This is a genomic window from Streptomyces sp. NA04227, assembly GCF_013364195.1.
Lineage (GTDB): Bacteria > Actinomycetota > Actinomycetes > Streptomycetales > Streptomycetaceae > Streptomyces.
In genome coordinates this window covers 2,994,436-3,018,479 of record NZ_CP054918.1, presented here as the reverse complement: position 1 = coordinate 3,018,479, position 24,044 = coordinate 2,994,436, and the positions used below count along the sequence as shown (strand labels likewise).

The 24,044-nt window shown below is 70.7% G+C and carries 19 protein-coding genes, 1 tRNA gene and 1 pseudogene; 6 read left to right on the top strand and 15 right to left on the bottom strand.

The annotated features are described in order from the left end of the window. The first annotated feature begins 335 nt into the window (after positions 1-335). The gene (locus HUT18_RS12870; protein WP_176100567.1) at positions 336-2,183 is read left to right on the top strand and encodes an MFS transporter; all 1,848 of its coding nucleotides are present in this window, start codon (positions 336-338) and stop codon (positions 2,181-2,183) included. Positions 2,184-2,318: 135 nt separating this feature from the next. Here HUT18_RS12870 and HUT18_RS12865 read toward each other — a convergent pair whose 3' ends face one another. Next, positions 2,319-2,819, bottom strand: coding sequence for a glutathione peroxidase (locus HUT18_RS12865; RefSeq protein WP_176100565.1), 501 nt, complete (start codon positions 2,817-2,819; stop codon positions 2,319-2,321). Between the two features lie 163 nt (positions 2,820-2,982). On the opposite strand from HUT18_RS12865, the gene HUT18_RS12860 reads away from it, so the two are divergent. Then, a tRNA-Arg gene (locus HUT18_RS12860) sits at positions 2,983-3,055 on the top strand. A gap of 159 nt (positions 3,056-3,214) precedes the next feature. Here HUT18_RS12860 and HUT18_RS12855 read toward each other — a convergent pair. The 3 genes from HUT18_RS12855 to HUT18_RS12845 all read right to left on the bottom strand — a co-directional run bounded on the left by HUT18_RS12855 (position 3,215) and on the right by HUT18_RS12845 (position 6,043). After that, on the bottom strand, positions 3,215-4,501 hold the full coding sequence (locus tag HUT18_RS12855) for a M6 family metalloprotease domain-containing protein (protein ID WP_176100563.1): 1,287 nt from the start codon (positions 4,499-4,501) through the stop codon (positions 3,215-3,217). 211 nt (positions 4,502-4,712) lie between these two features. Next, on the bottom strand, positions 4,713-5,222 hold the full coding sequence (locus HUT18_RS12850; RefSeq protein ID WP_176100561.1) for a MarR family winged helix-turn-helix transcriptional regulator: 510 nt from the start codon (positions 5,220-5,222) through the stop codon (positions 4,713-4,715). 146 nt (positions 5,223-5,368) lie between these two features. Continuing rightward, a complete protein-coding gene (locus HUT18_RS12845) occupies positions 5,369-6,043 on the bottom strand; it encodes a GNAT family N-acetyltransferase (protein ID WP_176100559.1) in 675 nt (224 codons plus the stop codon). Positions 6,044-6,177: 134 nt separating this feature from the next. On the opposite strand from HUT18_RS12845, the gene HUT18_RS12840 reads away from it, so the two are divergent. Further along, a complete protein-coding gene (locus HUT18_RS12840) occupies positions 6,178-7,227 on the top strand; it encodes an RNA polymerase sigma factor RpoD/SigA (RefSeq protein ID WP_176100557.1) in 1,050 nt (349 codons plus the stop codon). Positions 7,228-7,457: 230 nt separating this feature from the next. Here HUT18_RS12840 and HUT18_RS12835 read toward each other — a convergent pair whose 3' ends face one another. From HUT18_RS12835 to HUT18_RS12820, 4 genes are all read right to left on the bottom strand, one after another. Then, on the bottom strand, positions 7,458-8,237 hold the full coding sequence (locus tag HUT18_RS12835; RefSeq protein ID WP_176100555.1) for a DUF6227 family protein: 780 nt from the start codon (positions 8,235-8,237) through the stop codon (positions 7,458-7,460). 316 nt (positions 8,238-8,553) lie between these two features. Further along, positions 8,554-9,732: an Ig-like domain-containing protein gene (locus tag HUT18_RS12830; protein ID WP_254878990.1), complete on the bottom strand. Its 1,179-nt coding sequence runs from the start codon at positions 9,730-9,732 to the stop codon at positions 8,554-8,556. Between the two features lie 532 nt (positions 9,733-10,264). Then, complete coding sequence (locus HUT18_RS12825) at positions 10,265-11,353, bottom strand: P1 family peptidase (RefSeq protein WP_176100553.1); 1,089 nt, start codon at positions 11,351-11,353, stop codon at positions 10,265-10,267. Between the two features lie 13 nt (positions 11,354-11,366). Further along, positions 11,367-12,629, bottom strand: coding sequence for a low temperature requirement protein A (locus HUT18_RS12820; protein ID WP_176100552.1), 1,263 nt, complete (start codon positions 12,627-12,629; stop codon positions 11,367-11,369). A gap of 56 nt (positions 12,630-12,685) precedes the next feature. Here HUT18_RS12820 and HUT18_RS12815 point away from each other — a divergent pair, with 56 nt between their 5' ends. Beyond that, positions 12,686-12,865 (top strand): hypothetical protein, encoded by a 180-nt coding sequence (locus HUT18_RS12815; protein ID WP_176100550.1) that lies wholly within the window; start codon positions 12,686-12,688, stop codon positions 12,863-12,865. Positions 12,866-12,905: 40 nt separating this feature from the next. Here the strand turns inward: HUT18_RS12815 and mscL are convergent, their stop codons facing one another. The 6 genes and pseudogenes from mscL to HUT18_RS12785 all read right to left on the bottom strand — a co-directional run bounded on the left by mscL (position 12,906) and on the right by HUT18_RS12785 (position 19,256). Beyond that, on the bottom strand, positions 12,906-13,412 hold the full coding sequence (gene mscL / locus HUT18_RS12810) for a large conductance mechanosensitive channel protein MscL (RefSeq protein ID WP_176100548.1): 507 nt from the start codon (positions 13,410-13,412) through the stop codon (positions 12,906-12,908). A 129-nt stretch (positions 13,413-13,541) separates the two neighbouring features. Continuing rightward, positions 13,542-14,054: a hypothetical protein gene (locus tag HUT18_RS12805; protein ID WP_254878565.1), complete on the bottom strand. Its 513-nt coding sequence runs from the start codon at positions 14,052-14,054 to the stop codon at positions 13,542-13,544. A gap of 500 nt (positions 14,055-14,554) precedes the next feature. Beyond that, on the bottom strand, positions 14,555-15,487 hold the full coding sequence (locus tag HUT18_RS12800; protein WP_254878564.1) for an S-methyl-5'-thioadenosine phosphorylase: 933 nt from the start codon (positions 15,485-15,487) through the stop codon (positions 14,555-14,557). A 113-nt stretch (positions 15,488-15,600) separates the two neighbouring features. Beyond that, the gene (locus HUT18_RS12795; RefSeq protein ID WP_176100546.1) at positions 15,601-15,966 is read right to left on the bottom strand and encodes an FmdB family zinc ribbon protein; all 366 of its coding nucleotides are present in this window, start codon (positions 15,964-15,966) and stop codon (positions 15,601-15,603) included. 68 nt (positions 15,967-16,034) lie between these two features. Continuing rightward, positions 16,035-17,365 (bottom strand): annotated as a pseudogene (locus HUT18_RS12790) (MFS transporter). Between the two features lie 397 nt (positions 17,366-17,762). Continuing rightward, complete coding sequence (locus tag HUT18_RS12785) at positions 17,763-19,256, bottom strand: potassium/proton antiporter (protein ID WP_176104469.1); 1,494 nt, start codon at positions 19,254-19,256, stop codon at positions 17,763-17,765. Positions 19,257-19,601: 345 nt separating this feature from the next. On the opposite strand from HUT18_RS12785, the gene HUT18_RS12780 reads away from it, so the two are divergent. Further along, on the top strand, positions 19,602-22,352 hold the full coding sequence (locus HUT18_RS12780) for a penicillin acylase family protein (RefSeq protein WP_176100544.1): 2,751 nt from the start codon (positions 19,602-19,604) through the stop codon (positions 22,350-22,352). 70 nt (positions 22,353-22,422) lie between these two features. On the opposite strand, the gene HUT18_RS12775 is transcribed toward HUT18_RS12780, so the two are convergent. Further along, positions 22,423-23,040, bottom strand: a complete 618-nt coding sequence (locus tag HUT18_RS12775) for a 5-formyltetrahydrofolate cyclo-ligase (protein ID WP_176100542.1) — start codon at positions 23,038-23,040, stop codon at positions 22,423-22,425. 95 nt (positions 23,041-23,135) lie between these two features. Between HUT18_RS12775 and galU the strand changes: the two genes are divergently transcribed. Next, on the top strand, positions 23,136-24,041 hold the full coding sequence (gene galU, locus HUT18_RS12770; protein ID WP_176100541.1) for a UTP--glucose-1-phosphate uridylyltransferase GalU: 906 nt from the start codon (positions 23,136-23,138) through the stop codon (positions 24,039-24,041). Positions 24,042-24,044: the final 3 nt, after the last annotated feature.

The window sequence follows — 24,044 nt, the reverse complement described above, 5'->3', positions numbered from 1 at the left end:
AGCCATCAGACAGCATGAAGGCGATACATCCCACACCTGACTGAGGCGGCCGGCCCACCGGGTCGGCCGCCTCGGCCACGTCTTCGGCCGGGCCGCCCCGCCGAAGTCACAGGAGCGTCGGCCCAGTTCCCGCCGAGTTCCGGCCAAGGTCCCACCAGGGACCGACCGCCGCCGACCGCCCCGCGCGCCGCATACCGCGAAGCGGCGAACCCCGCGCGCGTGCTAGCGTCGCGAGACCGGGGGCGGGCAGCACACCGGGTCCCCGGGAGCGGTACAGCAGGGCGACTGTGCCGAGGCCGGGTCCCGCCGAGACTTGAGTACGGGGAGATCCTCCAGTGGCGACTGCGGAGCCGACGCGGGCCGACGGTGCCGATCCTGACAAGGAGCCGGACGCGGGCGAGCGAGCCGAGCGAATAGCGCTTCCTGCCCAGCGGCAGCGTGAGCCGGTCGGGGCGAGTGCCGTTTCGGGCAGACCGTGGTGGGTCACCTGGCTGTTCAGCCATCCGGTGCTCTACGTCACAGCGGTAGCCGGTGTCCTGCACATCGGCTGGTTCTTCGTGTTCGCGAACAGTGGCGGCGACCTCGCCGCACAGGACGCCTGGGCGGAGTTCGTCGGACGGCATCCCGACTCGGCGTACAACCTCGCCTGGTACGGCGGCATGCACCCGGTCTCGTACAGCGTGGTCTCGCCGTATCTGATGTCCGTACTCGGTGTGCGGACGACGATGATGATCGCCGGGACGCTGTCCGCGACGCTGCTCACCGTGATCCTGGTACGCAGCCGCTCCCCGTGGGTGCTGCCGCCGGCGTTCGCCGGGGTGTTCGGCCTGGTGTGCAACGCGATCTCGGGGCGGGTCACCTTCGCGCTCGGCACGATGCTCGCCCTCGCGGCCGTCGCCGTCGTCTTCTGCTGGCCGCACCGCTGGCGCCGCCGCCGCTGGGCCAAGGCGCTGCTGGCGGCCCCGCTGGCCGGTCTCGCGACGGCCGCCTCACCGGTCGCTGGCCTGTTCGTGGGCCTGGTCGCGGTCGCCCTGTTCCTGCAGAAGCGCAGACCGGGCGCCTGGGCGCTGGGTATCGCCCCGGCGGTGGTGGTCGGGCTCTGCGCCTGGCTGTTCCCCTTCTCGGGGACCCAGCCGATGGACTTCGTCGCCACCTTCCCGCCGTTCCTGTGCGCGGTGATCGTGGCCCGGACGGTGCCCAAGAGCTGGAAGACGGTACGGATCACCGCGTACGTCTACGCCCTCGCGGTACTGCTCACCTGGCTGATCAGCTCGCAGATCGGCTCGAACATCACCCGCCTGGGCATGCTCTTCGGCGGTGCGGTGCTGATGGCCGCACTGCCCTTCGCCGAGCCCCGTACGCGGCGCTGGTTCTGGCTCGCCTTCGGCATCCTCGGCTTCGTGGTGTGGATCGGCATCAAGACCATCATCGACATCATCCACACCACCCCGGAGGCGTCCTGGGCCCGCGAGCTGGCGCCGCTGGTGCACCACCTGGAGCAGGAGGGCGCCGACAAGGGCCGGGTCGAGGTGGTCCCCACCCGCAGCCATCGTGAGGCGTCCGCGCTCGCCCCGTACGTGAACCTGGCCCGCGGCTGGAACCGTCAGGCCGACATGGAGCGCAACCCGCTCTTCTACGACGAGACGCTGAACTCGGCGAACTACCACGAGTGGCTCCAGCGCTGGGCCGTGCACTTCATCGTGCTGCCCACCGACGACCTCGACGGCATCGGCGGCCCCCGCGAGCGCGAGCTGATCCAGCGCGGCCAGCCGTATCTGGAGCGTCTGTGGGGCGACAAGAACTGGACGCTGTACAAGGTCACCGACTCCGCGCCGCTCGCGGAGCCCCCGGGCCACGTCACCCGCGCCGACCAGGGCGAGCTGACGCTGCGCGTCGAACGCGCGGGCCGGGTACTGATCCGCATCCCGTACTCGCCGTGGCTCGGCCTCGTCAACGAGAACGGCAAGAGCCTCAAGGCGCCCCAGGAGACGAAGGCGTCCAAGCACCGCGAGGACGGCGAGCCCAAGGAGTACAAGAACCTCAACGGCTGCCTGATGGAGGCCGAGGAGAACGCCGCCGGCGACAAGTGGACCGAACTGATCGCCCCGGGCCCGGGCGTGTACCGCCTGGCCGCCCCGTACCAGCTGCCGCGCGGCACGCCCTGCCCGGAGGAGTGGCGCTGAGCGCCGCCCGGTACGGAGAGCGGCGGTAGCCGTTGTGGCTGTGGCTGTGGCTGTGGCTGTGGCTGTGGCTGTGGCTGTGCCGAGGGCCGGGGGAGTGGTGGGGAACCGCCGCTGCCCCGGCCCTCGGGCGAAGGGTCAGGCGGCGGGCAGCGACTTCTCCACGGCGGCGAGCAGTTCCGGGCCGTCGGGCTCGGTCTGCGGGGCGAACCGGGCCACGACGGTGCCGTCGGGGCCGATCAGGAACTTCTCGAAGTTCCACCGGATGTCCCCGGTGTGGCCCCCGCCGTCGGCGACTGTCACCAGGTCCTTGTAGAGCGCGTGCCGTCCGGAGCCGTTGACCTCGATCTTCTCGGTCAGCGGGAAGGTGACGCCGTACGTCGTCGAGCAGAACGTCGCGATCTCCTCCGCACTGCCCGGCTCCTGCCCACCGAACTGGTTGCAGGGAACGCCGAGCACGGCGAAGCCCTGCGCGGCGTAACGCGCGTGCAGCCGCTCCAGCCCCTCGTACTGCGGGGTGAGCCCGCACTGCGAGGCCACGTTCACGATCAGTACGGCCTTGCCCCGGTACTGCCCGAGTTCGGCGGAGCCCCCACCGAGGGCCCCGATCTCCACGTCGTACACATCGTTGACAGACATGGGCGGATGCTACTGCTTGAGGACGAACGGCCGGGGGTGAACGGCCGGGCGAACAGGCAGGCGCAGCGCGGGGCGGGGCGGCTCGCAAGCCGGGCGCGCCGAGCTGGGGCGATCCGCTACCCTGTTCGTGGTCGGCTGGCGGGTCCGCGGATCCCGGCCGTACGCCTTCGTAGCTCAGGGGATAGAGCACGGCTCTCCTAAAGCCGGTGTCGCAGGTTCGAATCCTGCCGGGGGCACAGTGTCGGGCGAAAGCGTCGGACGAAGTCGAGGCCCAGGTTTCCGCAGATCAGCGGAGACTTGGGCCTTTTCCGTGCTCGCTGGGGGGAGAGAGGACACATCGCCGAGTTGTCGAGTGCCCCTCCGCGCGGGGGAACTCAGCGTGAGGGGCAACTCGCTCACGCCCCCGGCCGGTTGACCCGTACCCCGTACTCGCCCTTGTCCTTGTCCTTGGTTCGGGTCACCGAGATGCGGATGCCGGTGGTCGGGTCGGTGAAGGTGTCGCCGGGGGTGTAGGTGGCGTCGGAGAGTTCGGCGTGGACGTTGGGGCTGCGGGTGCAGCCGCCGCTGTCCTCGGTGGCGTCCATGACGCGGATGGGGCCGTGGCCCGTGTCGACGTCCGCGTCGACGCGGTAGAGGAGGACTCCGGGGCGGCAGACGGCGGCGTCGTTGCCGCCGCGGACGCGGACCTCGGCGGCGTAGCCGACGTGCTCGCCGACCGGGACGAAGAGCAGCTTCTTGCCGCCCTTGCGGGACAGCGGGGTCAGGACGTGGTCGCTGATGCCCGGGGCGGCGGCGCAGTCGACCTGGTTGTCGACCAGCCAGCCGAGCTTCCACTTGTGCCAGCCGAGCAGGTCGTTGTTGGCGCCCCAGTCCTCGCTCATGATGTCCCAGTGCCCGACGGCGCCGCCGCCCTCCTGCGTGTAGAGGTCCGGCAGGCCGAAGGTGTGGCTGTTCTCGTGCGGCAGTACGCGAAAGCCGGTCTCCGCGTAGGAACCGGAGCCGTCGTCCTGGCGGCTGTAGACGAACGAGGTGTTGGACAGGCTGATGCCGTCGGCGACGGGGGCCTCGTGGTTGCCCGCGAAGGTCACCGACAGGACCGTGTCCAGGGCGGAGGGGCCCGCGTTCGGGGTCGCGATGATGTTGACGATGTCGTAGTCGCGGAAGTCGACATCGGGGTCCGCGACCCTCACGATGTCCTCGACCAGGCCCCGGTAACCGGGGTCGAAGGGCGCGCCGCGGTCTATCCCGTACGCCTTGAACGGCTTGGGCATCCGCAGCCAGCGGGCCACCGGGGCGGCGGGACGGTAGTCGAGCCGGCCGTACGAGCTGGTGCGGAACCATTCCTGGGTCTGCGGGAAGAACTCGGCCAGGCGGTCCAGGGCGCTGCCCTCGCCGCGGGCGTCGGGGAAGTCGACCATCAGGTTCAGGGCGCGCAGGGTGCCGGTGGCACGGGCGTAGCCGGAGACGGTCGGTATGCCCTCGGACATCTGGACGCCGGAGGAGCCCTTGATCAGGCAGGGGCCGAGGGCGGCGCCGCGGGCCTGCGCGACGGGACCGGGGGCGGTGGCCGAGTCGGGCAGCAGGCGGCCCGTGCTGGCGGTGGTGGTGGCCGCGAGGACGAGCGCGGCGAGGGCGGCGAGCGCGGAGCTGCGGTGGGGGCCGCGTATCCGACTGCTGCTCATGCATGCGCCTTCCGGTCCGCGGCAGCCTCCGGCCTCGGCTGCGCCCTGTACTCAGCCTGTTTCGGGGCGTGCGCGACCGCGCGCTGGGTGCGCCGATCGTGGGGTTTTCGGCTTGGGCACGGCTGAGGGCTGAGGGCTGAGGGTCGGGGGCCCGGGGTGAGGCAGCTTGGGCTGCGGCTCGGGTACGGCTTGGCGCGGCGGGCGAAGCGGCTCAGCGCAGCCAGGGGAGGTCGGCGTCCGCCTGGTTCGGCTGGAGGCCCTCGGCGATGATCTCCATGATCTCGCCGAGGGAGCGCTGCTGCTCGGGCGTGAGACGGTCGAAGAGTGCCTGGCGTACGGCGGTGACATGGCCCGGGGCGCTGACGCGCAGGACCTCCTGGCCCTTGTCCGTCAGGACGGCGAACTGGCCCCGCTTGTCCGAGGAGCAGTCCTCGCGCTGCGCCCAGCCGTGCTTCTCGAGGCGGGCCACCGCGTGTGAGAGCCGGGAGCGGGTGATCTTCAGGTTCTTCGCGAGCTCGGTCATCCGCAGGCGCCGCCGCGGGGCGCGGGAGAGCTGGACGAGCATCGCGTAGTAGAGGTGGGGCATCCCCGCGTCCCGCTGCAACTGCCGGTCGATGTGGTCCTCGAGAAGCATCGTGGCGTGCAGATACGAGAGCCAGACGCGGCGCTCGTCATCGTCGAGCCAGCGCGGCTCGGGGGCGGGTACGGGCTGCGGGTCCATGGTCACCACTGTACGGAACCATTTATTGAAACTTGTACGGAATGGGGGGCTCGCGGTCGCGGTCAGGGCTGGGATCGGGGTTGGGGTCGCGGCCGCGACCGGGGTAGAGGTTGGGATCGCGGTCGGGGTCGGGGTCGGGGTCGATGTCAGGGCCGGAGTCCGGGGCCGGCATCCGCCAAGTCCTTCTCGTACCAGTCGACGTCCCACCAGACCCCGAACTTGCGGCCCACCTCGCGATACGTGCCGATGTGCCGGAAGCCGAAACGCCGGTGCAGGCGCAGCGAGGGTTCGTTGGCCGCCGGGGCGGGGGCGGGAGGAACGGAGGCAGAAGGGCTGGACGCGGAAGTGCTGGAGGGCGCAGGCGCGGCGGCGTGCTGCGACCGGCGCGCGATCCCCGCGTACGCGCGGTGCAGGCCCTCGCCGCGCAGTGCCTCGAAGAGTGCGCCGTAGAGTGCGCTGCCCACGCCGCGGCCGCCGGAGCCCGGGGCGAGGTAGATGCTCACCTCCACCGAGGTCGCGTACGCCGGTTTGGGCCGGAACGGGCTCGACGTCGCGTAACCGAGAATGCCGCCCGCCGCTTCGGGGCAGGCGTCGCCGTACGGGGCGTTCGAGGCCGACGAGGGAGCGGCCCGAGCAACCAGGAGGCGGTGCGGGCCGTCTTCAGGGTGGGAGAGCAGCCACTCGCGTCGCTCACCGGGTGTGAAGGGCCGGGTGTCGAAAGTGATGCCGGTCTCACGCACATAGTGGTTGTAGATCTCCGTCAGGGCGGTCAGGTCACCCTCGGTGCCCGCTCTGACCTGCACTTCTGAGTGCACTGGCACATGCCCCTCCCCGTGTGGCGACGCAGGATACTGCAAGATCATAAAAAACGGGGGACGTCATGGGAATTCTGTCCTGATTCCAGTCGTTGTTTCCATCAGACAGAAGCTGGCCCCACCATCGCAAGGGAGCACGCATGGCAACCCGCGCCGTCGCCCGTCGTCAGCCCGCAACCGGGGGGACCTCTCGGGCCGCCCGGGCAGGGGCGGAGTCCGAGACGGCACAGAGCGTCCGTGGCACGGGCGGCGAGATCGCCGACCGCGACCTCGTCGGCATGTATCTCGACGAGATCGCGCGGACACCGCTGCTCGACGCCGCGAAGGAGGTCGAGCTGTCACAGATCATCGAGGCGGGCGTCTACGCACAACAGATACTCGACGGCGAAGTCGACTCGCAGCACGCGGGCAAGCGCAGGAGCAAGAAGGTCGCTTCACGTGCCGAACTCCAGGCGCTGGTCGACGAAGGAGAGCGCGCCAAGGACATCTTCATCCGGTCCAACCTGCGTCTGGTCGTCGCCGTCGCGCGGCGCTACCCCCGCAGCGGACTGCCTCTGCTGGACCTGATCCAGGAGGGCAACGCGGGTCTCGTCCGCGCGGTGGAGAAGTTCGACTACCGCAAGGGCTTCAAGTTCTCGACGTACGCGACCTGGTGGATCCGGCAGGCCATCACCCGTTCCATCGCCGACCAGTCCCGCACCATTCGGCTCCCCGTGCACCTCGTGGAGGAGCTGGGGCGGATCCGCAGGGTGCAGCGCGAGTTCAACCGCGAACAGGGGCGGGAGCCCGAGCCCGCCGAGATCGCCGCGGAACTCGGCTCCACCCCGGAGCGCGTGACCGACGTCCTCGACTGGGCCCGCGACCCGGTGTCGCTCAACATGCACGTCGACGACGAGGGCGAGACCCAGTTCGGCGACCTGCTGGAGGACACCTCCGCCGTCTCGCCCGAGACCTCCGTGATGACACTGCTGCGCAGCGAGGAACTCGACGACCTGATCGGCAGGCTCGACGAACGCACCGCCTCCATCATCAAGATGCGCTACGGAATCGACGACGGCCGCGAACGCACCCTCACCGAGGTCGGCAAGCAGCACGGACTCACCCGCGAACGCATCCGGCAGATCGAGAAGCACGCCCTGCTCGAACTGAAGAAGCTGGCCCGCGACACGGGCTTCGACGAGGCGGCCTGAGCCATGCCATGGCGCCGAACTGAATCGCGGTAGCGGGCGCCGTACCGACCACGGCATGCGGACCGCCAGGCGGCCGTCACCACAGACGAGCCCCGGCACCTACTCCCCCCCCAGGTGTCGGGGCTCCCGCCTGTGTGCGGGCGCTCGACTCGGCCCGTGCGGCTTGGCCTGTGCGGCTCGGCCCGTGCGACTTGGCTCGTCCGACGCTGCCCGCCCGGCTCGGCCCGTGCTCAACTCAGCTGCGAGGCACGGCGTTCCATCGCGGCGCGGGCCGCGCTCACCGTCATGTACACCTCGCACATATGACGGCCGTCCTCGGTGGCCGTGTGCTCGACCTCCCAGAGGCTGATCTCCCTGCCGTCGCACAGCAGGAACGCGTGCTCGTACAGGGAGAAGCAGCTTCCGCCCGTGGCGGAGAAGACCGGCACCGTCTGCCCGAAGCTCTGCGTGATGCGATGCGCGCACGCCGCCGTCAGCAACCGCGCCGTCTCACAACCCGGCCGGTCCTCGTTCTCCGCCCGGCGCAGTAAACGGCGCGCGTGGTCGGGGGAGTTGTCCAGCGCGTACGTCTGCCGGGGCTGAGGAATCGCCGGCAGCCCGCCGAGGGCCGCCTCGGGCAGCGCGAACTCGGGGGAGCGGCCCGGCAACGGCAGTCTGGCCGCCGCCGCGCGCAACTCGTCCTCGTCGGTGTAGATCTCGCAGTGCGTCGGCTCGGCGCGGCCGAGCGGGCCGGTGTTGTGCGCGAGTTCCCACAAGGTGAGGGTCTCCCCGTCGGCGAGCAGCCAGGTGTGCCGGTACGTACGGCGGTAGCGGCCGCTGCTGTGGTGCGCCGAGTGCAGCGCACTGTCGTAGGCCAGCGAGTCACGCGCGCTCTCGATCGTCGCGTCGGGCAACTCGAACGAGTTCAGGGCACGCGCCAGCAGGTGTGCCAACCGGCCCTGAGGGGATGGCGCGCAGGGCGCCCCGGGTGGTTCGTCCGCCGCCTCGTCGGGCTCGTACCGAACGCTCAATGTCTCTCCCGGCGTTGCTGCATGTCACTTGGTGGGTGCATACCGTAGTGCTTCCGGAGGCTCCGTGCCAGGCTTGCGGACAAAGAAGACGGCCGCGCACGGAATGAACCGTGCGCGGCCCAACTGAACTGCGGTTATGGGGTGTTGAGGTAGGGGTGCCCGGGCGCCGCCCGCTTCGGGAACGGCGCCCGGAGGGGCCGGTTGGTACGGCGAGTGCGGCGGGTGTGGCGAGTGCCGGTCGGCTTCGGAACCGGCCGGGCTTCGGGTCAGTCCCGGCTTCGGAACGGTCCGGGCTTCGGATCGGTGCGGTTCCCGGTCAGTCCGTCGCGCTGCCCGCCACCCACTCGCTCCAGCTCATGTTCCAGCCGTTGAGGCCGTTGTCCGGAGCTATGGTCTTGTCGGGGGAGCCCTGGACCTTCACCACGTCGCCGATCAGCGAGTGGTCGAAGAACCACTTGCCCTCGGTGTCCCCGCCGCCGCCCCGGGCGTCGCGCAGCCCCACGCAACCGTGGCTGGTGCCCTCGCGCCCGAAGGGCGGGTTCGCCTGGTTGTACCAGTAGTTGCCGTGGATGAACGTCCCCGACGTCGACAGGCGCATCGCGTGCGGCACGTCCGGGATGTCGTACTCACCGCCGAAGCCGACCGAGTTCCCGTCCATACGGGTCTGCTCGAACTTCTCCGATATCACCATCTGACCGTTGTACGTGGGGTTCTGCGCGCTGCCCGAGGAGATCGGCACCTTCCGCAGCACCTGACCGTCCCGTACGACCGTCATGGTCTGCGTCTTCACGTCCACCGTGGAGACCTGCGAGCGGCCGATGGTGAAGGTGACCGTCTTGTCCTGGACGCCGTAGAGGCCGTTGGCGCCCTTCACGCCGTCCAGGTCGATGCGCATCGTCACCTTCGAGCCCGACTTCCAGTACTGCTCGGGGCGGAAGTCGAGGCGCTGAGCGCCGAACCAGTGACCGACGATCTTCTGCCCGCTGCTGGAGGTGACCTTGATGTGCTTCTGGACGTCCACCTTCTCGGTGATCGCCTTGTCGAAGGTGAACGAGACCGGCATGCCGACGCCGACCGTGGTGCCGCCGTCGGGGGCGTAACTGCCGATGAAGCTGTTGGCGTCGGAGACCGTGGTGAAGATCGCGTTGGCCGCGGCGGCGCGGCCGTCGGTGCCCTTGGCGCGCGCCGAGATCCGGTACTTGGTGCCGCGCTCCAGTTGCTCGGCGGGCTTCCACGTGGCGCCGTCCGAGGAGATCTTGCCCGGCACCTTCGCCCCGTCGGCGACCTGGATCATCGTCACGTCCGTCAGACGGCCCGAGTTCACCTTCACCCCGGTCGAGTTGATGGACGCCCCGGTCGAACCGTCCTTCGCCGAGATCGTGATACGGGTCTGCTCGGGTCCCTCGTCGCCGCCCTTGCCGTCGTCCGCGTTCGCGTCGCCGTTGCAGCCCGTCAGTGTCAGCGCCCCCGCGGCGAGCAACGCCCCGGCGGTCAGCGCCCGTCGTACGGCGCGACGGCGGGCAAAGGCACCGTGCCACGGCCCGGACGGTCCCGCCGAAGTGCTGCGGGAGGTCGCGGTCGGTGTCTGCGCGGTGCTTTCCGGCGTGATCACGGTGCTCCTTGAGTGGTGAGGCGCGTGCTCCCGGTCGGGCACGCCTCGTGTGCGTTCCCTGTGAGTTGTACGCGTGTCTGGGGTCCGAGTCGCTGAGCTGCGGGGGCTTCGGCTGCGTGCTTCGCCCGTGTGGCTTCGCGGTTGTCCTTCTGTTCGATAGGAGGCGGCGGACGGTGGAGCGGTTCCGTCCGATATCGGGCTGTTGGTCACAGGTTTGTGACGGGTGTTGTGGGGGTGTCACGGGGGTGGGTGGGAGGAGCTGTGCCGGGGGCCCCTCCCCCTCCCCTCCCCCCGCGCCCTCCCTCCCCCCTCCACCTCACCCACCCCAACCCACGCCCTCCCCACCCAGCCCCCGCCCCCTTCCCGCCCCACGCCCCCGCCCTACACCCACCCCCGCCCTACACCCACCCCCGCCCTACACCCCACCCCCGTACAACTCCCCATAGGCGGGAAACACCCCACCCGCCCCCGCCACCGACTCCCCTGCCCTGACCGCCCGGACGATGGCTCGCGTCACCATGTCCGCGCCCGCCGCGAGGATTTCGTTCAGGGCCAACGGGTTGTCCTCGTCCAGTTCCCGGGCTCCGGTCGACACGGCGAACACGGTGTCCCCGTCGTTCAGCAGGTGCACGGGGCGTACCGCCCGGGCGATGCCGTCGTGCGAGCTGCCCGCCAGTTTCTGGGCCTGTGACCGGGTCAGCCGCGCGTCCGTGGCGACCAGGGCGAGGGTCGTGTTCAGCGGGGGAGTGGCGTTGGCGGCCGCCGCCTCGGCGAGTCTGCGCTGTGCCTGTGCGTGTACCTCCTTCGACGGCCGGTCGACCGGACCCGTGAGCAACTCTCCGTACAGCGCGCCCGATTGGGGGTCGATCGCCGAGCCCGCGGCGTTCGCCACCACCAGGGCGGCCACCGTGAACCCGGATTCGAGGACCTGGGCCGCCGTGCCGACGCCGCCCTTGATGCCGCCGACGACGGCGCCGGTGCCCGCACCCACCGAGCCCATCTCGACCGGTGTGCCCGGCGGGGACGCCGCGGCCGCGGTGACCGCCGCCCGCCCGGTGGCCGCGTCCGGGCGGGCCCGGAAGTCGCCGCCCCGGCCCAGGTCGAAGACGCAGGCCGCCGGGACCACGGGCACCACATGGGCGGGGTCGGGGCCGACCCGTACGCCCCGGTGCTGTTCCTCCAGCCAGGCCATCACGCCGCTCGCCGCGTCGAGGCCGTACGCGCTGCCGCCGGTCAGGACGATCGCGTCGATGCGGCGGACCACGTTGCGCGGGTCGAGGGCGTCGGTCTCCTTGGTGCCGGGGCCGCCGCCGCGTACGTCGACGGCCGCGGTCATTCCGCCCGGCGGGCCCAGGACCACCGTGGTGCCGGTGAGGGCGGTGCCCTCGCGCAGGGTGGCGTGTCCGACCCGTAGGCCCGCCACGGCCGTCAGTGCGTCAACTGCCGTGGAATCACCCGTTCTTGCCTCAGGTCCCGCGTCATGATGTCCCGCGTCATGTGTCATGCGGGCATGGCTATCACGGGGTGTCCGCGGCGGCGCCGGGGCCGTGTGGTGCGTCCCGGGGTGGTTCACCGGGCAGGGGGTGCCCTGCTCTGCCCAGCCACAGTCCGACGGCGATCGTCGCGGCGGCCACCAGACCCGCCCAGAGCACGGCCCGGCTTCCGGTGAAGGTGCAGCACAGCACGGCCACCGCGCTCACCGGCAGCAGGAGCTGCTGGGCGCGGCCCCGCTTGGCGTGCCGGGCGTGCAGGGCCCAGACGGTCAGCAGGTACAGCGCCATCGGGAGGGTCACCGAGAGGGCGGCGGTGCGGGCCGAGAGGTGTGCGTGGCCGGTGGCCTGTTCCGCCGCCACCTCCAGTCCGACGCCGATCGCCGCCGCCGAGCCGAACACCAGGTAGTGGCCGTATCCCCACAGGAACGCCTGACGGTTGCCGCGCAGCCGCAGGTGGATGGGTACCGAGAAGTAGATCCACCAGGCGGCGAAGACGAGCAGCAGGCCGCCGATGGCGATCGGCAGCAGTTCGCCCAGGGCCTCGTGCTCGTCGGCCGCCGACTTGACCGCCACCGTGGCGGCGGCCACCGATTCGCCGAGGACGATGATCGTGAACAGGCCGTAGCGTTCCGCGATGTGATGCGGGTGCCAGGCGGACTCGCGGGCGTGCTCCGCCCACGCGGGCACCGACAGCTCGGCGGCCACCATCACCAGGAAGACCCAGGGTCTGGCGTCCTCCGGGATGAGCAGCAAGGCCGCCCAGCCCGCCTGGCACAGCAGGACCCCCGTGGCGTAGCGCAGCGCCATCCGGCGTTCGGCGCCGCGGCACGAGGCGGCGGCCCGCAGCCACTGGGTGACCAGCGCCAGGCGCATGATCGCGTACCCGGTCCAGGCCAGTGCGAAGTCGTGGTCGGTGAAGGCCTCTGGGACCCCGGCGGCGAAGACCAGCACTCCGGCGATCTGGACGAGGGTGACCACGCGGTACAGGGCGTCGTCGTTGTCGTAGGCCGAGGCGAACCAGGTGAAGTTCATCCACGCCCACCACAGCGCGAAGAACACCATGGCGTAGCTGACGAGTCCGTCCGCGGTGTGGTGCTCCGCGATCGCGTGCACCAGTTCCCGGCCCGCCTGGGCCACCGCCACGACGAAGCACAGGTCGAAGAAGAGCTCGAGCGGTGAGGCCACACGGTGTGCTTCGTGGCGGCTGCGGGGCGTCATCGGGCGCACCGCACGGCTCCCCGCCGGGTCGGGGCCAGGGGCGCCTTCGTGGCTGGAGGGGGACGTCATGGACCCAGGAGAACAGAGGGGGCGTCGTCCGGCCGGGCGCGACGTACCCTGGTTTCATGAGTGCCGCCCCCGCCCCCGAATCGCGTGATCCGAAGGACGCGCTGGTCTTTGACGATCCGCTGAGCCAGGTGTCCTCGGACGATACGGACCGGGGATGGGGTGAGCGGCCCTCTGGTGGCGGCAGTGCCGCCGAGCTCGCGCGCTTCCTCGACGAGAAGCCGCCGCACCACCTGTGAGGCGACGCGCTCCGCGCCGAGGAAGCGTGGGACGCGAGCGTCAGGACGAACTCGACCCGGGGCTCTCGTTGCCCCCACCGCGCTGAGCGACCAGCGCGTCGCGGATCTCCTTGAGGACTTCGAGCTCGCTGACCTCGAGGGTCTCCTGCACGCCTTCCTTCTCCGCCGCGCGGGCGGCTTGGCGAGCCAGGTACTTCGACATCGGCAGGACCATCAGGAAGTACACGACGGCCGCGGTGATCACGAAGCTGAGCGTGGCGCTCAGGACCGAGCCCCACATGATCTGGATGCCGTCGACGGTCCCGTCCTTGCGGGTCTGGCAGGAGCCCTTCAGGCAGGAGCGGTACTTCTCCAGGTCCGAGGTACCGAAGGCGCCGACGAGAGGGTTGATCACGCCCTTCACGACCGCGTTCACGATGCTGGTGAAGGCAGCACCGATGACGACGGCAACGGCGAGATCGACAACATTCCCGCGCATCAGGAAGGCCTTGAAGCCCTCCCAGACACCCGGCCCCTTGTTCTGACTCACGTCTGGGCCTTTCTTCATATGTGTACGTTGTGGAGCGAGCGGTACCGCAACTTACGGCGGTGCTCCGCCAACTGGAGCAATGTGCACCATTGGATAACACGACAGAGTGGCTTTGCGGCAAACTTCTCCTCACATGGTTGACACGTGTCACCACAGTGTGACCGCCAACCGTGAACGACCCCCGGCCGCAGCCAACTTGGGGCCCGTTTGCCGTGGCACAGACAGGACGACGAGCGCGCCGTCCGAAGCGGAATCCCCGGTGAGATCGGTGGCGGCGGCCTGATCGGCAGAGGCCACGCGGTCGACGCGCGCGCCCGCCGCGACCACGCGCGGGGCGCCGTCCTCGTCCGTCGCGATCACGTCGACCCGGTCGCCGCGGCGCAGCAGACGCACGCTTTCGGCGTCCGCGATACGTACCAGTACGCGGACTTGTGCGGCTGTCCGGTCCGGCCGGGCTGTCCGCTGCGGGTGCCCCGGGAGTGGAGCACCGCTGCCGCGCACCGAGGGATCCGGGCGCACCTGTGCCTGCGCCTCGCCGCGCGGCGGGCCTCCGGTGGCCACCAACGCCGCCGCCGTCACGGCCAGTCCGGCGGCGGCCAGGCGTCGACGCCGGCGCAGCAGCGCACGCAGACGGTGCGTACCCCGGCCGCGTACCCGCACCGGTGCGAACTGCGGGACCTCGCAGTTGGGCGGTGGTTGGGAACCCCGTGGGGGAGCGGGAGGAAACGGCCGTGCGGGGTGGCCGACCGGCGGAGGCGCAGCCGCCTGCCGGGGAGCCGCCTGCAGAGGATCCCCCTGCCGAGGAGCCGTCACCCCGTGCGGCACCCTCGCCACCCCGGAAACCCGCGATCGGGAAACCCACGATCGGGAAACGTAAGACATCCGAACCACCGTCCTGCTGTGAGGAATTCGCTCTGTGCGTCCTCACCTTGCGGCAGTTCGGGAGATCTCGCCGGGGCCTGTGGACAACCGGATGCGCACCGGAGATCCGAACCACGGGTTGTGGAAAACCTGTTCACTCGGAAGTGGACCGGCCCCCGCGCGACCTCACAATGCCCCGCAGCGCACGCGCCGCCCACCGCGTGCCCAACCCCACGCCCACGCCCACGCCCAACCTCAGGCCCACGCCCAACCCCAGGCCCACCCCCACGCCCAACTCCTCACTCAGGCAACGAGATCCCCGTATCCCACCCACCGAGCCCCTCCGTGCACAGGCACCCGCGTTCGCCCGTCGCGGGCAATCCGGCGACCGCGTCGAAGAGAACCTCGCGGAGGCGGTCCACATTGGCGGCGAAGACGCGCATGACCTCGGCGTGGGAGACGCCCTCGCCGGTCTCGGCGCCCGCGTCCAGGTCGGTGACCAGGGTCAACGAGGTGTAGCAGAGCTCGAGTTCGCGGGCGAGCGCCGCCTCGGGGTGCCCGGTCATGCCGACCACGGACCAGCCCTGGGCGGCGTGCCAGCGGGACTCGGCGCGGGTGGAGAAGCGCGGGCCCTCGACCACGACCAGGGTGCCGCCGTCCACCGCCTCCCAGTCCCGTCCGCGTGCCGCCTTCAGCGCGACCTTGCGGCCCTCGGGGCAGTACGGGTCGGCCAGCGACACATGCACCACGTTGGGGGTGGTGCCGTCGGCGAGCGGGATCCCGTCGAAGTAGGACTGCGCGCGCGACTTCGTACGGTCCACGAACTGGTCGGGGACCAGCAGCGTGCCGACGCCGTACTCGGGGCGCAGACCGCCGACCGCGCACGGGCCGAGGACCTGGCGTACGCCGACGCTGCGCAGGGCCCACAGGTTGGCGCGGTAGTTGATGCGGTGCGGCGGCAGATGGTGGCCGCGGCCGTGACGGGGGAGGAAGGCGACCCGGCGGCCGGACACCTCGCCGAGGAAGAGGGAGTCGCTGGGCGGACCGTAGGGGGTCTCGACCTGGACCTCGGTCACGTCCTGAAGGAAGGAGTAGAAGCCGGAGCCGCCGATGACGCCGATCTCCGCCCGGTGCGAGGAGGTCCGGTCCGCCGCCGGGACGGCCGAGGGGGCGGGGGCCTGGGCAGCCGCCTTTGGGGTCGTTGTGTGCGCCGTGTTCTCCGAGTTCGCCATGTTCAGCACAGTAGCGGGGCCCGGAAACGGCGAGGACCCCGCCGCCGGGGAGGCGACGGGGCCCCGAGGAAGTGCGTGATCCGTCCCGGTGCGCGGGGCACCGGACGGTGGTGTCAGGCGGCGCCGGCCGTGGAGGCGCCCGCGGAGCTCGTCGACGAGGACGAACCGGAGGAGCTCGAGGAACCGGACGAGGAGGACGTCGAGCCGGAGGAGGACGACGCTCCCGATGCGCCCGAGGAGTCCGAGCCGCCGCTCGTGCCGGACGACGACTTCGACGTCGCCGGCGAGCTGCTCGACGAGGAGCCGCGGCTGTCGTTGCGGTAGAAGCCGGAGCCCTTGAAGACGATGCCGACGGCGGAGAACACCTTCTTGAGGCGTCCCTGGCAGCCCGGGCACTCGGTCAGGGCGTCGTCGGTGAACTTCTGCACCGCCTCGAGGCCCTCGCCGCACTCGGTGCACTGGTACTGGTACGTCGGCACTTGTCTTCCTCCTGGCACTCTCACTCGATGAGTGCTAACGACGGTCCATAGTGACGTATTCCGAGGGATCAGTCCACTGTGACGGAGCAGCGGTGACCGAAACCACGTGCGAGGCGGTGGCCTGCGCGGGCGCCGCGAGCCGGGTGCGCAGGGCGAGCAGCAGCGCGAGCGCGAGGGCCGTGCCGCCGAGCGGGACCAGGAAGCCCGCGCCCTGCCCGAGCCGGTCCTCGAACTGCCCGGCGAGGGTGACGGCGAGGGCCTGGCCCAGGGCGACGGCGCCGGTCAGCCAGGTGAACGCCTCGGTGCGCGAGGCGGCCGGGACGAGGCGCTCGACCAGGGTGTAGCCGGTGATGATCGCGGGTGCGACACAGCTGCCGACGAGCAGGCCGAGGGCGGCGAGCAGCAGCACCGAGTCGGCCGCCCACAGGGCCGAGGCCGCGAGCGTGAGGGCCGCGTAGCCGAGGACGAGCCGTTGCTCGGGGCCGCGGCGGAAGGCGACGGCGCCGTAGAGGAGGCCGGCGAGCATGTTGCCCGCGGCGAAGATCCCGTAGAGCACGCCGTTGAGGCCGGGGCGGTCGATCGACTCGGTGAAGGCGGCCAGCGAGACCTGCATGCCGCCGAAGACGGTGCCGATGCCGAGGAAGGCGACCGCGAGGAGGCGTACGCCGCCGCTGCGCAGGGCCGACGCCCCGTGGGCGGTGCGGCCCGGGCCACCACCGACGGCCTTGCGCCCCGCGGCGGCGGGCGTCGGTTCCGTCGCGCGCTGGGCGGCGAACAGCAGCCCGCCCGCGAGGGTCAGCGCCGCCTCGGCGATCAGGCCCGCTGCCGGGTCGACGGTGGTGCACAGGGCGGTGGCCAGCAGCGGGCCGAGGACGAAGGTCAGTTCGTCGGTGACCGATTCGAAGGCGGTCGCCGTGGACTGCAGCGGGGAGTTGCCGAGCAGGCGTGCCCAGCGGGCCCGCACCATGGGGCCTATCTGCGGTACGCAGGCGCCGGTCGCCGCGGCCGTCGCGAACAGGCTCGCGACGGGCGCGTGCGCCAGCGCGAGCGCGGTGAGCGCGAGCGCGGACAGCGCGTGCAGGACGGCGCCGGGCACCAGGACGCGGCGCTGGCCGAACCGGTCGGCGAGGCGTCCGCCGAGCGGGGCGCACAGCGCCATCGAGACGCCGGTGACCGCGGCGACGGCGCCCGCCGTGCCGTACGAGCCGGTGGTGTGCCGCACCAGCAGGACGATCGAGAGGGTCAGCATCGCGAACGGCTGACGGGCCGCGAAGCCGGGGACGAGAAAGGTCCAGGCACCCTTCGTACGCAGCAGTCGTGCGTATCCGGGGCGGGGTGCCGAGGGCGCGGGGGGCGTGGGGGAAGCCGGGGATTCGGCGGGGGTGACCGTGGACGGCACGGCCGGGCCTTTCTGCCGCCTGGTAGCGCGGGAGCACGCCGAGAGCTGTCCTCTTGCGCGGAGCTGCGGTAGATACCGGGCCGCGCGGTGGATCACCGGCTGCTTCGGCCGCCATACGGTCGCGCCAGCTCTGCGTCAGGCAGAGGTGGTGACGTACAAATGCGCGCCCATCGTACAGGCCATCGCGACCCCGGCGGAGGTCGCGGCCGGGGCGCCGGGCCTGCCCCGTTCCCGGCGATCGGCCCGGAACGAGGCCGGGCGGTGCACGGAATCGAGGCAGGCGGCGGCCCGCCGCAACGAAGCAGGAACCGGCCCGCCGCAACGAGGCAGGCACCGGCCCGCCGCGCTCGGTCGCCGCACGTCAGTTGCCACCCACTCGTCAGGTGCCGCCCGCTCGTCAGTTGCCGCCTGTGCCCAGCCAGCCCGCGAGCTTGCCGCCCCGGCCGACCGCGCGCAGGCGGCGTTCGGCGGCGTCGCGGACCGGGTCGGTGGCGACGACGAGGAGTTCGTCGCCGTGCCGCAGCACGGTCGTGGGCAGCGGGACGAAGGAGGTTGCGTCGCGGACGACGAGGGTGACCGCCGCGCCCTTGGGCAGCCGCAGTTCGGCGACCTCCACGCCGTGCATGCGCGAGCCCTCCGGAACCGCCACCGACAGCAGGTGCCCGCGCAGCCGCTCCAGCGGGGCCGACTCGATGCCGAGGTCGGCGGCGGTGTCCGCGCCGGTCAGGCGCAGGCGGCGGGCCAGCCAGGGCAGGGTCGGGCCCTGCACCAGGGTGTAGACGACGACCAGGACGAAGACGATGTTGAAGATGCGCCGGTTGTCGTCGACCCCGCTGACCATCGGAATGGTGGCCAGGATGATGGGCACGGCGCCGCGCAGCCCGGCCCAGGACAGCAGTACCCGGTCCTGCCAGGGCATGCGGAAGGGCAGCAGGCTCAGGGCCACCGAGACCGGCCGGGCGACCAGGGTCAGGACCAGTCCGATGAGGAGGGCGGGCAGGATGTCGTCCGCCATCTCGTGCGGTGTCACGAGCAGTCCGAGCAGGACGAACATGCCGATCTGCGCGATCCAGCCGAGGCCCTCGGCGAAGCCGCGGGTGGCCGGGAAGTGCGGCAGGCGGGCGTTGCCGAGGATGACCGAGGCGAGGTAGACGGCGAGGAATCCGCTGCCGTGCGCGAGGGCACCGGCCGCGTAGGCGGTCACCGCGATGGCCAGGACCGCGATCGGGTAGAGGCCGGAGGCGGGCAGGGCCACGTGCCGCAGCCCGAAGGCGCCGAGCCAGCCGACCGCGAGACCGATGGCCGCGCCGATGGCGAGCTCCGCGGTGATCTCGGTCAGCAGGTGGTACCAGTCCTCGATCGGGCCCTCGGCGGAGAAGGCGACGACGAGGATGACGACCGGGGCGTCGTTGAAGCCGGATTCGGCCTCCAGGGCGCCGGTCAGGCGGGAGGGCAGCGGCACCTTGCGCAGGACGGAGAAGACGGCGGCGGCGTCGGTCGAGGAGACCACCGCGCCGATGATCAGCGCCTCGCGCCATTCCAGGCCGACGAGGTAGTGCGCTCCTGCCGCCGTGACACCCACGCTCACGGCGACGCCGACGAGCGAGAGCATGACGGCGGCGGGCAACGCGGGCTTGATTTCTCGCCATTTGGTGCCGAGACCGCCCTCGGCGAGAATCACGACAAGTGCCGCATAGCCTATGACTTGGGTCAACTCGGCATTGTTGAAGGTGACGTTGCCGATGCCGTCCTGCCCCATGGCCATGCCGATGCCGAGGTAGACGAGCAGGCTGGGGAGCCCGCTGCGGGAGGAGATGCGCACCGCCGCGACGGCGACGAGCAGGACAAGGGAGCAGACGAGCAGCAGCTGGTTGAGGTCGTGGACAGTCAGGGGCTGGTCCTTTCCGCTTCTGTTTCCGTGCTGTTGACGTCCGTATGGGCCGGGGTGCGCCGGATCGCGTGCCGTTCACGGCGGTTGGTCCGGGTATGGCATCGGCATCTCGGGCGCCGTTACTTCGTTACCTTACCTAATCTTTGACGTTTTCTTGACGCTCTTCGGCTGTGAGCGAACACCGCCCTCAATTCCCAGCCAGACACCGCCTCCTGACCCCTTCAACTGTGCGCCTATGGTTGCTCCAGCGCTCTTCAGAACCGCGGACCGCGGCGGCCGACACCTGTGTCGCGCCCGGGTCTTCTCGATCAGCCTGCCGCTTTGCGAAGGACAGCAAGGACAGCGATGCCTGCACACACCAACGCCTCTTCCGGTCACAAGGCCGGCAAGAAGAAGGGGCGCCGAGCCCGGCTCCTCGTGATCGTCCTGGCTCTGGCCCTGGTCGCGGGCATCGGCTACGGCGCCTACTGGGGCGTGGACACCGTGCGCGCCTCACTGCCGCAGACCAAGGGCTCCATCCGCCTCGACGGCCTGTCGGGCCCGGTCGACGTACGCCGCGACGGCCAGGGCGTCCCGCACATCTACGCCAACTCCGACGAGGACCTGTTCATGGCACAGGGCTTCGTCCAGGCCCAGGACCGGTTCTGGGAGATGGACGTGCGCAGGCACACCACCTCCGGGCGCCTGTCGGAGATGTTCGGCAAGAGCCAGGTCGACACCGACGAGTTCCTGCGCACCCTCGGCTGGGACCGGGTGGCGAAGAAGGAGTACGACACCAAGCTGTCGCCCGCCACCAAGTCGTATCTGAAGGCGTACACCAAGGGCGTCAACGCCTACCTCGAGGACAAGTCGGGCAAGGAACTCTCCCTGGAGTACGCGGCGTTGGGCTTCGCCAACGACTACAGCCCCGGCAAGTGGAGCCCGGTCGACTCGGTGGCCTGGCTCAAGGCCATGGCCTGGGACCTGCGCGCCAACATGCAGGACGAGATCGACCGTTCACTGATGACCAGCCGCCTCGGCTCGCAGCAGATCAAGGACCTGTACCCGCCCTACCCGTACGACGAGCACAAGCCGATCGTCGAGGAGGGCGGCTACGACGAGGCGACCAAGACGTACGACCCCAAGGGCGGCGTCAAGAGCGCGGACGCCGCCGAAGGGGCGGAGTCCGGCACCGGCCTCGCGGGCGGCACCGAGGCCCCGGGCCTGGGCACTCAGCTGTCGAAGCTCTCCGAGGTGCTCGACGCGGTGCCCTCCTCGCTCGGCCCCAACGGCAACGGCATCGGCTCCAACTCCTGGGTGGTCGGCGGCAGCCACACCATCACCGGCAAGCCGCTGCTCGCCAACGACCCGCACCTGGCGCCCTCGCTGCCCTCGGTCTGGTACCAGATGGGCCTGCACTGCCGCAGCGTGAGCGAGAAGTGCCAGTACGACGTCTCCGGCTACACCTTCGCCGGGACGCCGGGCGTGATCATCGGCCACAACGACAAGATCTCCTGGGGCATGACCAACCTCGGTGCCGACGTCACCGACCTCTACCTGGAGAAGTTCAGCGACGAGGGCTACACCTACGACGGCAAGGTGCGCCCCTTCGCCCGCCGCGAGGAGATCATCAAGGTCGCCGACGGCACCGACAGGAAGATCACCGTCCGCGAGACCGAGCACGGCCCGCTGATCTCCGACCGCAACGACGAGTTGCGCGAGGTCGGCAGGAAGGCGGGCGTGGACGCGTCCGCCCCCGACCGCGGCGAGGGCTACGGCGTCGCCCTGAAGTGGACCGCCCTGACGCCCGGCCGCACCATGGACGCCGTCTTCTCGCTCAACAAGGCGGGCAACTGGCAGGAGTTCCGCAAGGCCGCCGAGTCCTTCGAAGTGCCCTCGCAGAACCTCATCTACGCGGACACCGAGGGCAACATCGGCTACCAGGCGCCGGGCCGCATCCCCGTACGCGGCAAGGGCGACGGCTCGCTGCCCGCCCCGGGCTGGGACCGCGAGTACGACTGGACCGACTACCTGGACCAGGACGAACTGCCCTACGAGTACAACCCGAAGCGCGGCTACATCGTCACCGCCAACCAGGCCGTCGTCGACCCCGACAAGTACCCGCACCTGCTCACCAAGGACTGGGGCTACGGCACCCGAAGCCAGCGGATCAACGACCTGATCGAGCAGAAGACCAAGAACGGCGGCAAGATCTCCACCGAGGACATGCGCCTCATGCAGACGGACAACAGCAGCGAGATCGCCAAGCTGCTCACGCCGATGCTGCTGAAGATCGACATCTCCGACCCGTACGTACGCGAGGCGCAGAAGCTCCTTGAGGGCTGGGACTACACCCAGGACCCGGACTCGGCGGCGGCCGCGTACTTCAACGGCGTCTGGCGGCACATCCTGCAACTGGCCTTCGGCGACAAGCTGCCCAAGGAACTGCGCGTCGAGGACGAGTGCCTGTCCGTCGAGCCGACCGACAACACCCAGCCCGCCGACGAGGGCCGCAAGGTCCGCGAGTGCGGCGAGCGCGAGCCGGACTCGGCGCAGCCCGACGGCGGCGACCGGTGGATGGAAGTGGTCCGCCGCATCGTCGAGGACGAGAAGAACGACTGGTGGCAGTCGCCCAAGACGCGTACCGAGAAGGCCACCGACACCCGTGACGAGCTCTTCCGCCGGGCCATGACCGACGCCCGCTGGGACCTGACCGCCAAGCTCGGCAAGGACGTCGACACCTGGAGCTGGGGACGCCTGCACCGGCTGACCCTGAAGAACCAGACGCTCGGCACCGAGGGCCCCGGCTTCGTGCAGTTCCTGCTCAACCGCGGCCCCTGGGACCTCGGCGGCGGCGAGGCGGCCGTCAACGCCACCGGCTGGAACGCGGCGGGCGGCTACGGAGTGGTCTGGGTGCCGTCCATGCGGATGGTGGTCAACCTCGACGACCTCGACAAGTCGAAGTGGGTCAACCTCACCGGCGCCTCGGGCCACGCCTACAGCGACCACTACACGGACCAGACCGACAAGTGGGCCAAGGGCGAGCTGTACACCTGGGCGTTCTCCGAAGAGGCCGTGAAGAAGGCGACCGAGGACACGCTGGTGCTGCGGCCCTGACGTCGCCGCACATCAACATGACCGAGGGGCTCCGGCGACGGGGCCCCTCGGGCGTTTTTCGGTTACGGGATCAGACACCGAAGCGGTGGACCTTTGACGGCGTCACCGCCGCGTGCACCGGCCGGTCGTGCGGCTCGTGCGGCAGGCGGGCCACCACCTCCGCGTCGTAGAGCAGGACCACCAGGGCCGGGTCCTTGCCCGCGCGCGCCAGTCGGGCGAGTACCCGGTCGTAGCTGCCGCCGCCGCGGCCGAGCCGCACACCCGCACGGTCCACCGCGACCCCCGGCAGCAGTACGGCATCCGCGTCGAGCACCGCGTCCGTGCCGAGCGGCGGACCGGACGGCTCGTGCAGCGCCATCTTTCCCCGGTGGTGGACCTCCACCAGCGAGTCGGGGCCCTGGTACGCGCCCCAGGACAGGTCGTTGTCCGCGAGCAGGACCGGCAGCAGCACCCGCACCCCGCGCGCGTCCAGCGCCTCGATCAGCGGCCCGGTCCCGGGTTCTGTGCTCATCGACACATAGGCGGCGACCGTGGACGCCCCGGCGAGCACGGGCAGTTCGAGGGCGCGCTCGGCAAGCAGCACCGCCTTTTCCCGTACGTCATCTTCCGTCAACCGGTTCCTCACCGAGAGGAACTCCCGGCGCAATGTCCGCTTGCCAGAATCCGCTTGGCGCTGGGTCTCGTTCATTTCACGTTCACGCTTCTTTCCGCAGGTGGGCACAGACCGGCCAAATTAACCGGACCATCACATTCCTCTTAAAGGCACCGGTTAGGGTGGCGGGCATGACTGAGCACCCCCACACCAGGATCACCAAGGCTGTCATTCCGGCGGCGGGACTCGGCACCCGTTTCCTGCCCGCCACGAAGGCAACCCCCAAGGAAATGCTGCCGGTTGTGGACAAGCCGGCCATCCAGTACGTGGTCGAGGAGGCCGTGGCCGCGGGCCTCGACGACGTCCTGATGATCACTGGTCGCAACAAGCGCCCGCTCGAGGACCACTTCGACCGCAACTACGAGCTCGAAGAGGCCCTCACCAAGAAGGGTGACCGCACCCGGCTCGCCAAGGTCCAGGAGTCCAGCGACCTCGCGACGATGCACTACGTCCGCCAGGGCGACCCCAAGGGGCTCGGTCACGCGGTGCTCTGCGCCGCCCCGCACGTGGGCAACGAGCCCTTCGCCGTCCTCCTGGGCGACGACCTCATCGACCCGCGCGACCCGCTGCTCGCCCGGATGACCGACATCCAGGAGCAGCACGGCGGCACCGTGATCGCGCTGATGGAGGTCGACCCGGCGCAGATCCACATGTACGGCTGCGCGGCCGTCGAGGCCACCGACGAGGCGGACGTCGTCAAGGTCACCGGCCTGGTCGAGAAGCCCGACGCGGCGGACGCGCCCAGCAACTTCGCCATCATCGGCCGCTACGTCCTCGACCCGCACATCTTCGACATACTGCGCAAGACCGAGCCCGGCCGCGGCGGCGAGATCCAGCTCACCGACGCCCTCCAGCAGCTCGCCGCCGACGAGAAGGTGGGCGGCCCGGTGCACGGCGTCGTCTTCAAGGGCCGCCGCTATGACACCGGCGACCGCGGCGACTACCTGCGTGCCATTGTCCGACTCGCGTGCGAACGTGAGGACCTCGGGCCCGACTTCCGGGCCTGGCTTCGCAGTTACGTCACCGAGGAGATGTAGCGA

Excerpts from the sequence above, each read along its gene's own strand:
- HUT18_RS12800 (WP_254878564.1), bottom strand. The coding sequence starts at position 15,487 with ATGGCGAACTCGGAGAACACGGCGCACACAACGACCCCAAAGGCGGCT.
- mscL (WP_176100548.1), bottom strand. The coding sequence starts at position 13,412 with ATGAAGAAAGGCCCAGACGTGAGTCAGAACAAGGGGCCGGGTGTCTGG.
- HUT18_RS12840 (WP_176100557.1), top strand. The coding sequence starts at position 6,178 with ATGGCAACCCGCGCCGTCGCCCGTCGTCAGCCCGCAACCGGGGGGACC.
- HUT18_RS12825 (WP_176100553.1), bottom strand. The coding sequence starts at position 11,353 with ATGACACATGACGCGGGACATCATGACGCGGGACCTGAGGCAAGAACG.
- HUT18_RS12820 (WP_176100552.1), bottom strand. The coding sequence starts at position 12,629 with ATGACGTCCCCCTCCAGCCACGAAGGCGCCCCTGGCCCCGACCCGGCG.
- HUT18_RS12850 (WP_176100561.1), bottom strand. The coding sequence starts at position 5,222 with ATGGACCCGCAGCCCGTACCCGCCCCCGAGCCGCGCTGGCTCGACGAT.
- HUT18_RS12780 (WP_176100544.1), top strand. The coding sequence starts at position 19,602 with ATGCCTGCACACACCAACGCCTCTTCCGGTCACAAGGCCGGCAAGAAG.
- HUT18_RS12775 (WP_176100542.1), bottom strand. The coding sequence starts at position 23,040 with ATGAACGAGACCCAGCGCCAAGCGGATTCTGGCAAGCGGACATTGCGC.
- HUT18_RS12815 (WP_176100550.1), top strand. The coding sequence starts at position 12,686 with ATGAGTGCCGCCCCCGCCCCCGAATCGCGTGATCCGAAGGACGCGCTG.
- HUT18_RS12855 (WP_176100563.1), bottom strand. The coding sequence starts at position 4,501 with ATGAGCAGCAGTCGGATACGCGGCCCCCACCGCAGCTCCGCGCTCGCC.
- galU (WP_176100541.1), top strand. The coding sequence starts at position 23,136 with ATGACTGAGCACCCCCACACCAGGATCACCAAGGCTGTCATTCCGGCG.
- HUT18_RS12865 (WP_176100565.1), bottom strand. The coding sequence starts at position 2,819 with ATGTCTGTCAACGATGTGTACGACGTGGAGATCGGGGCCCTCGGTGGG.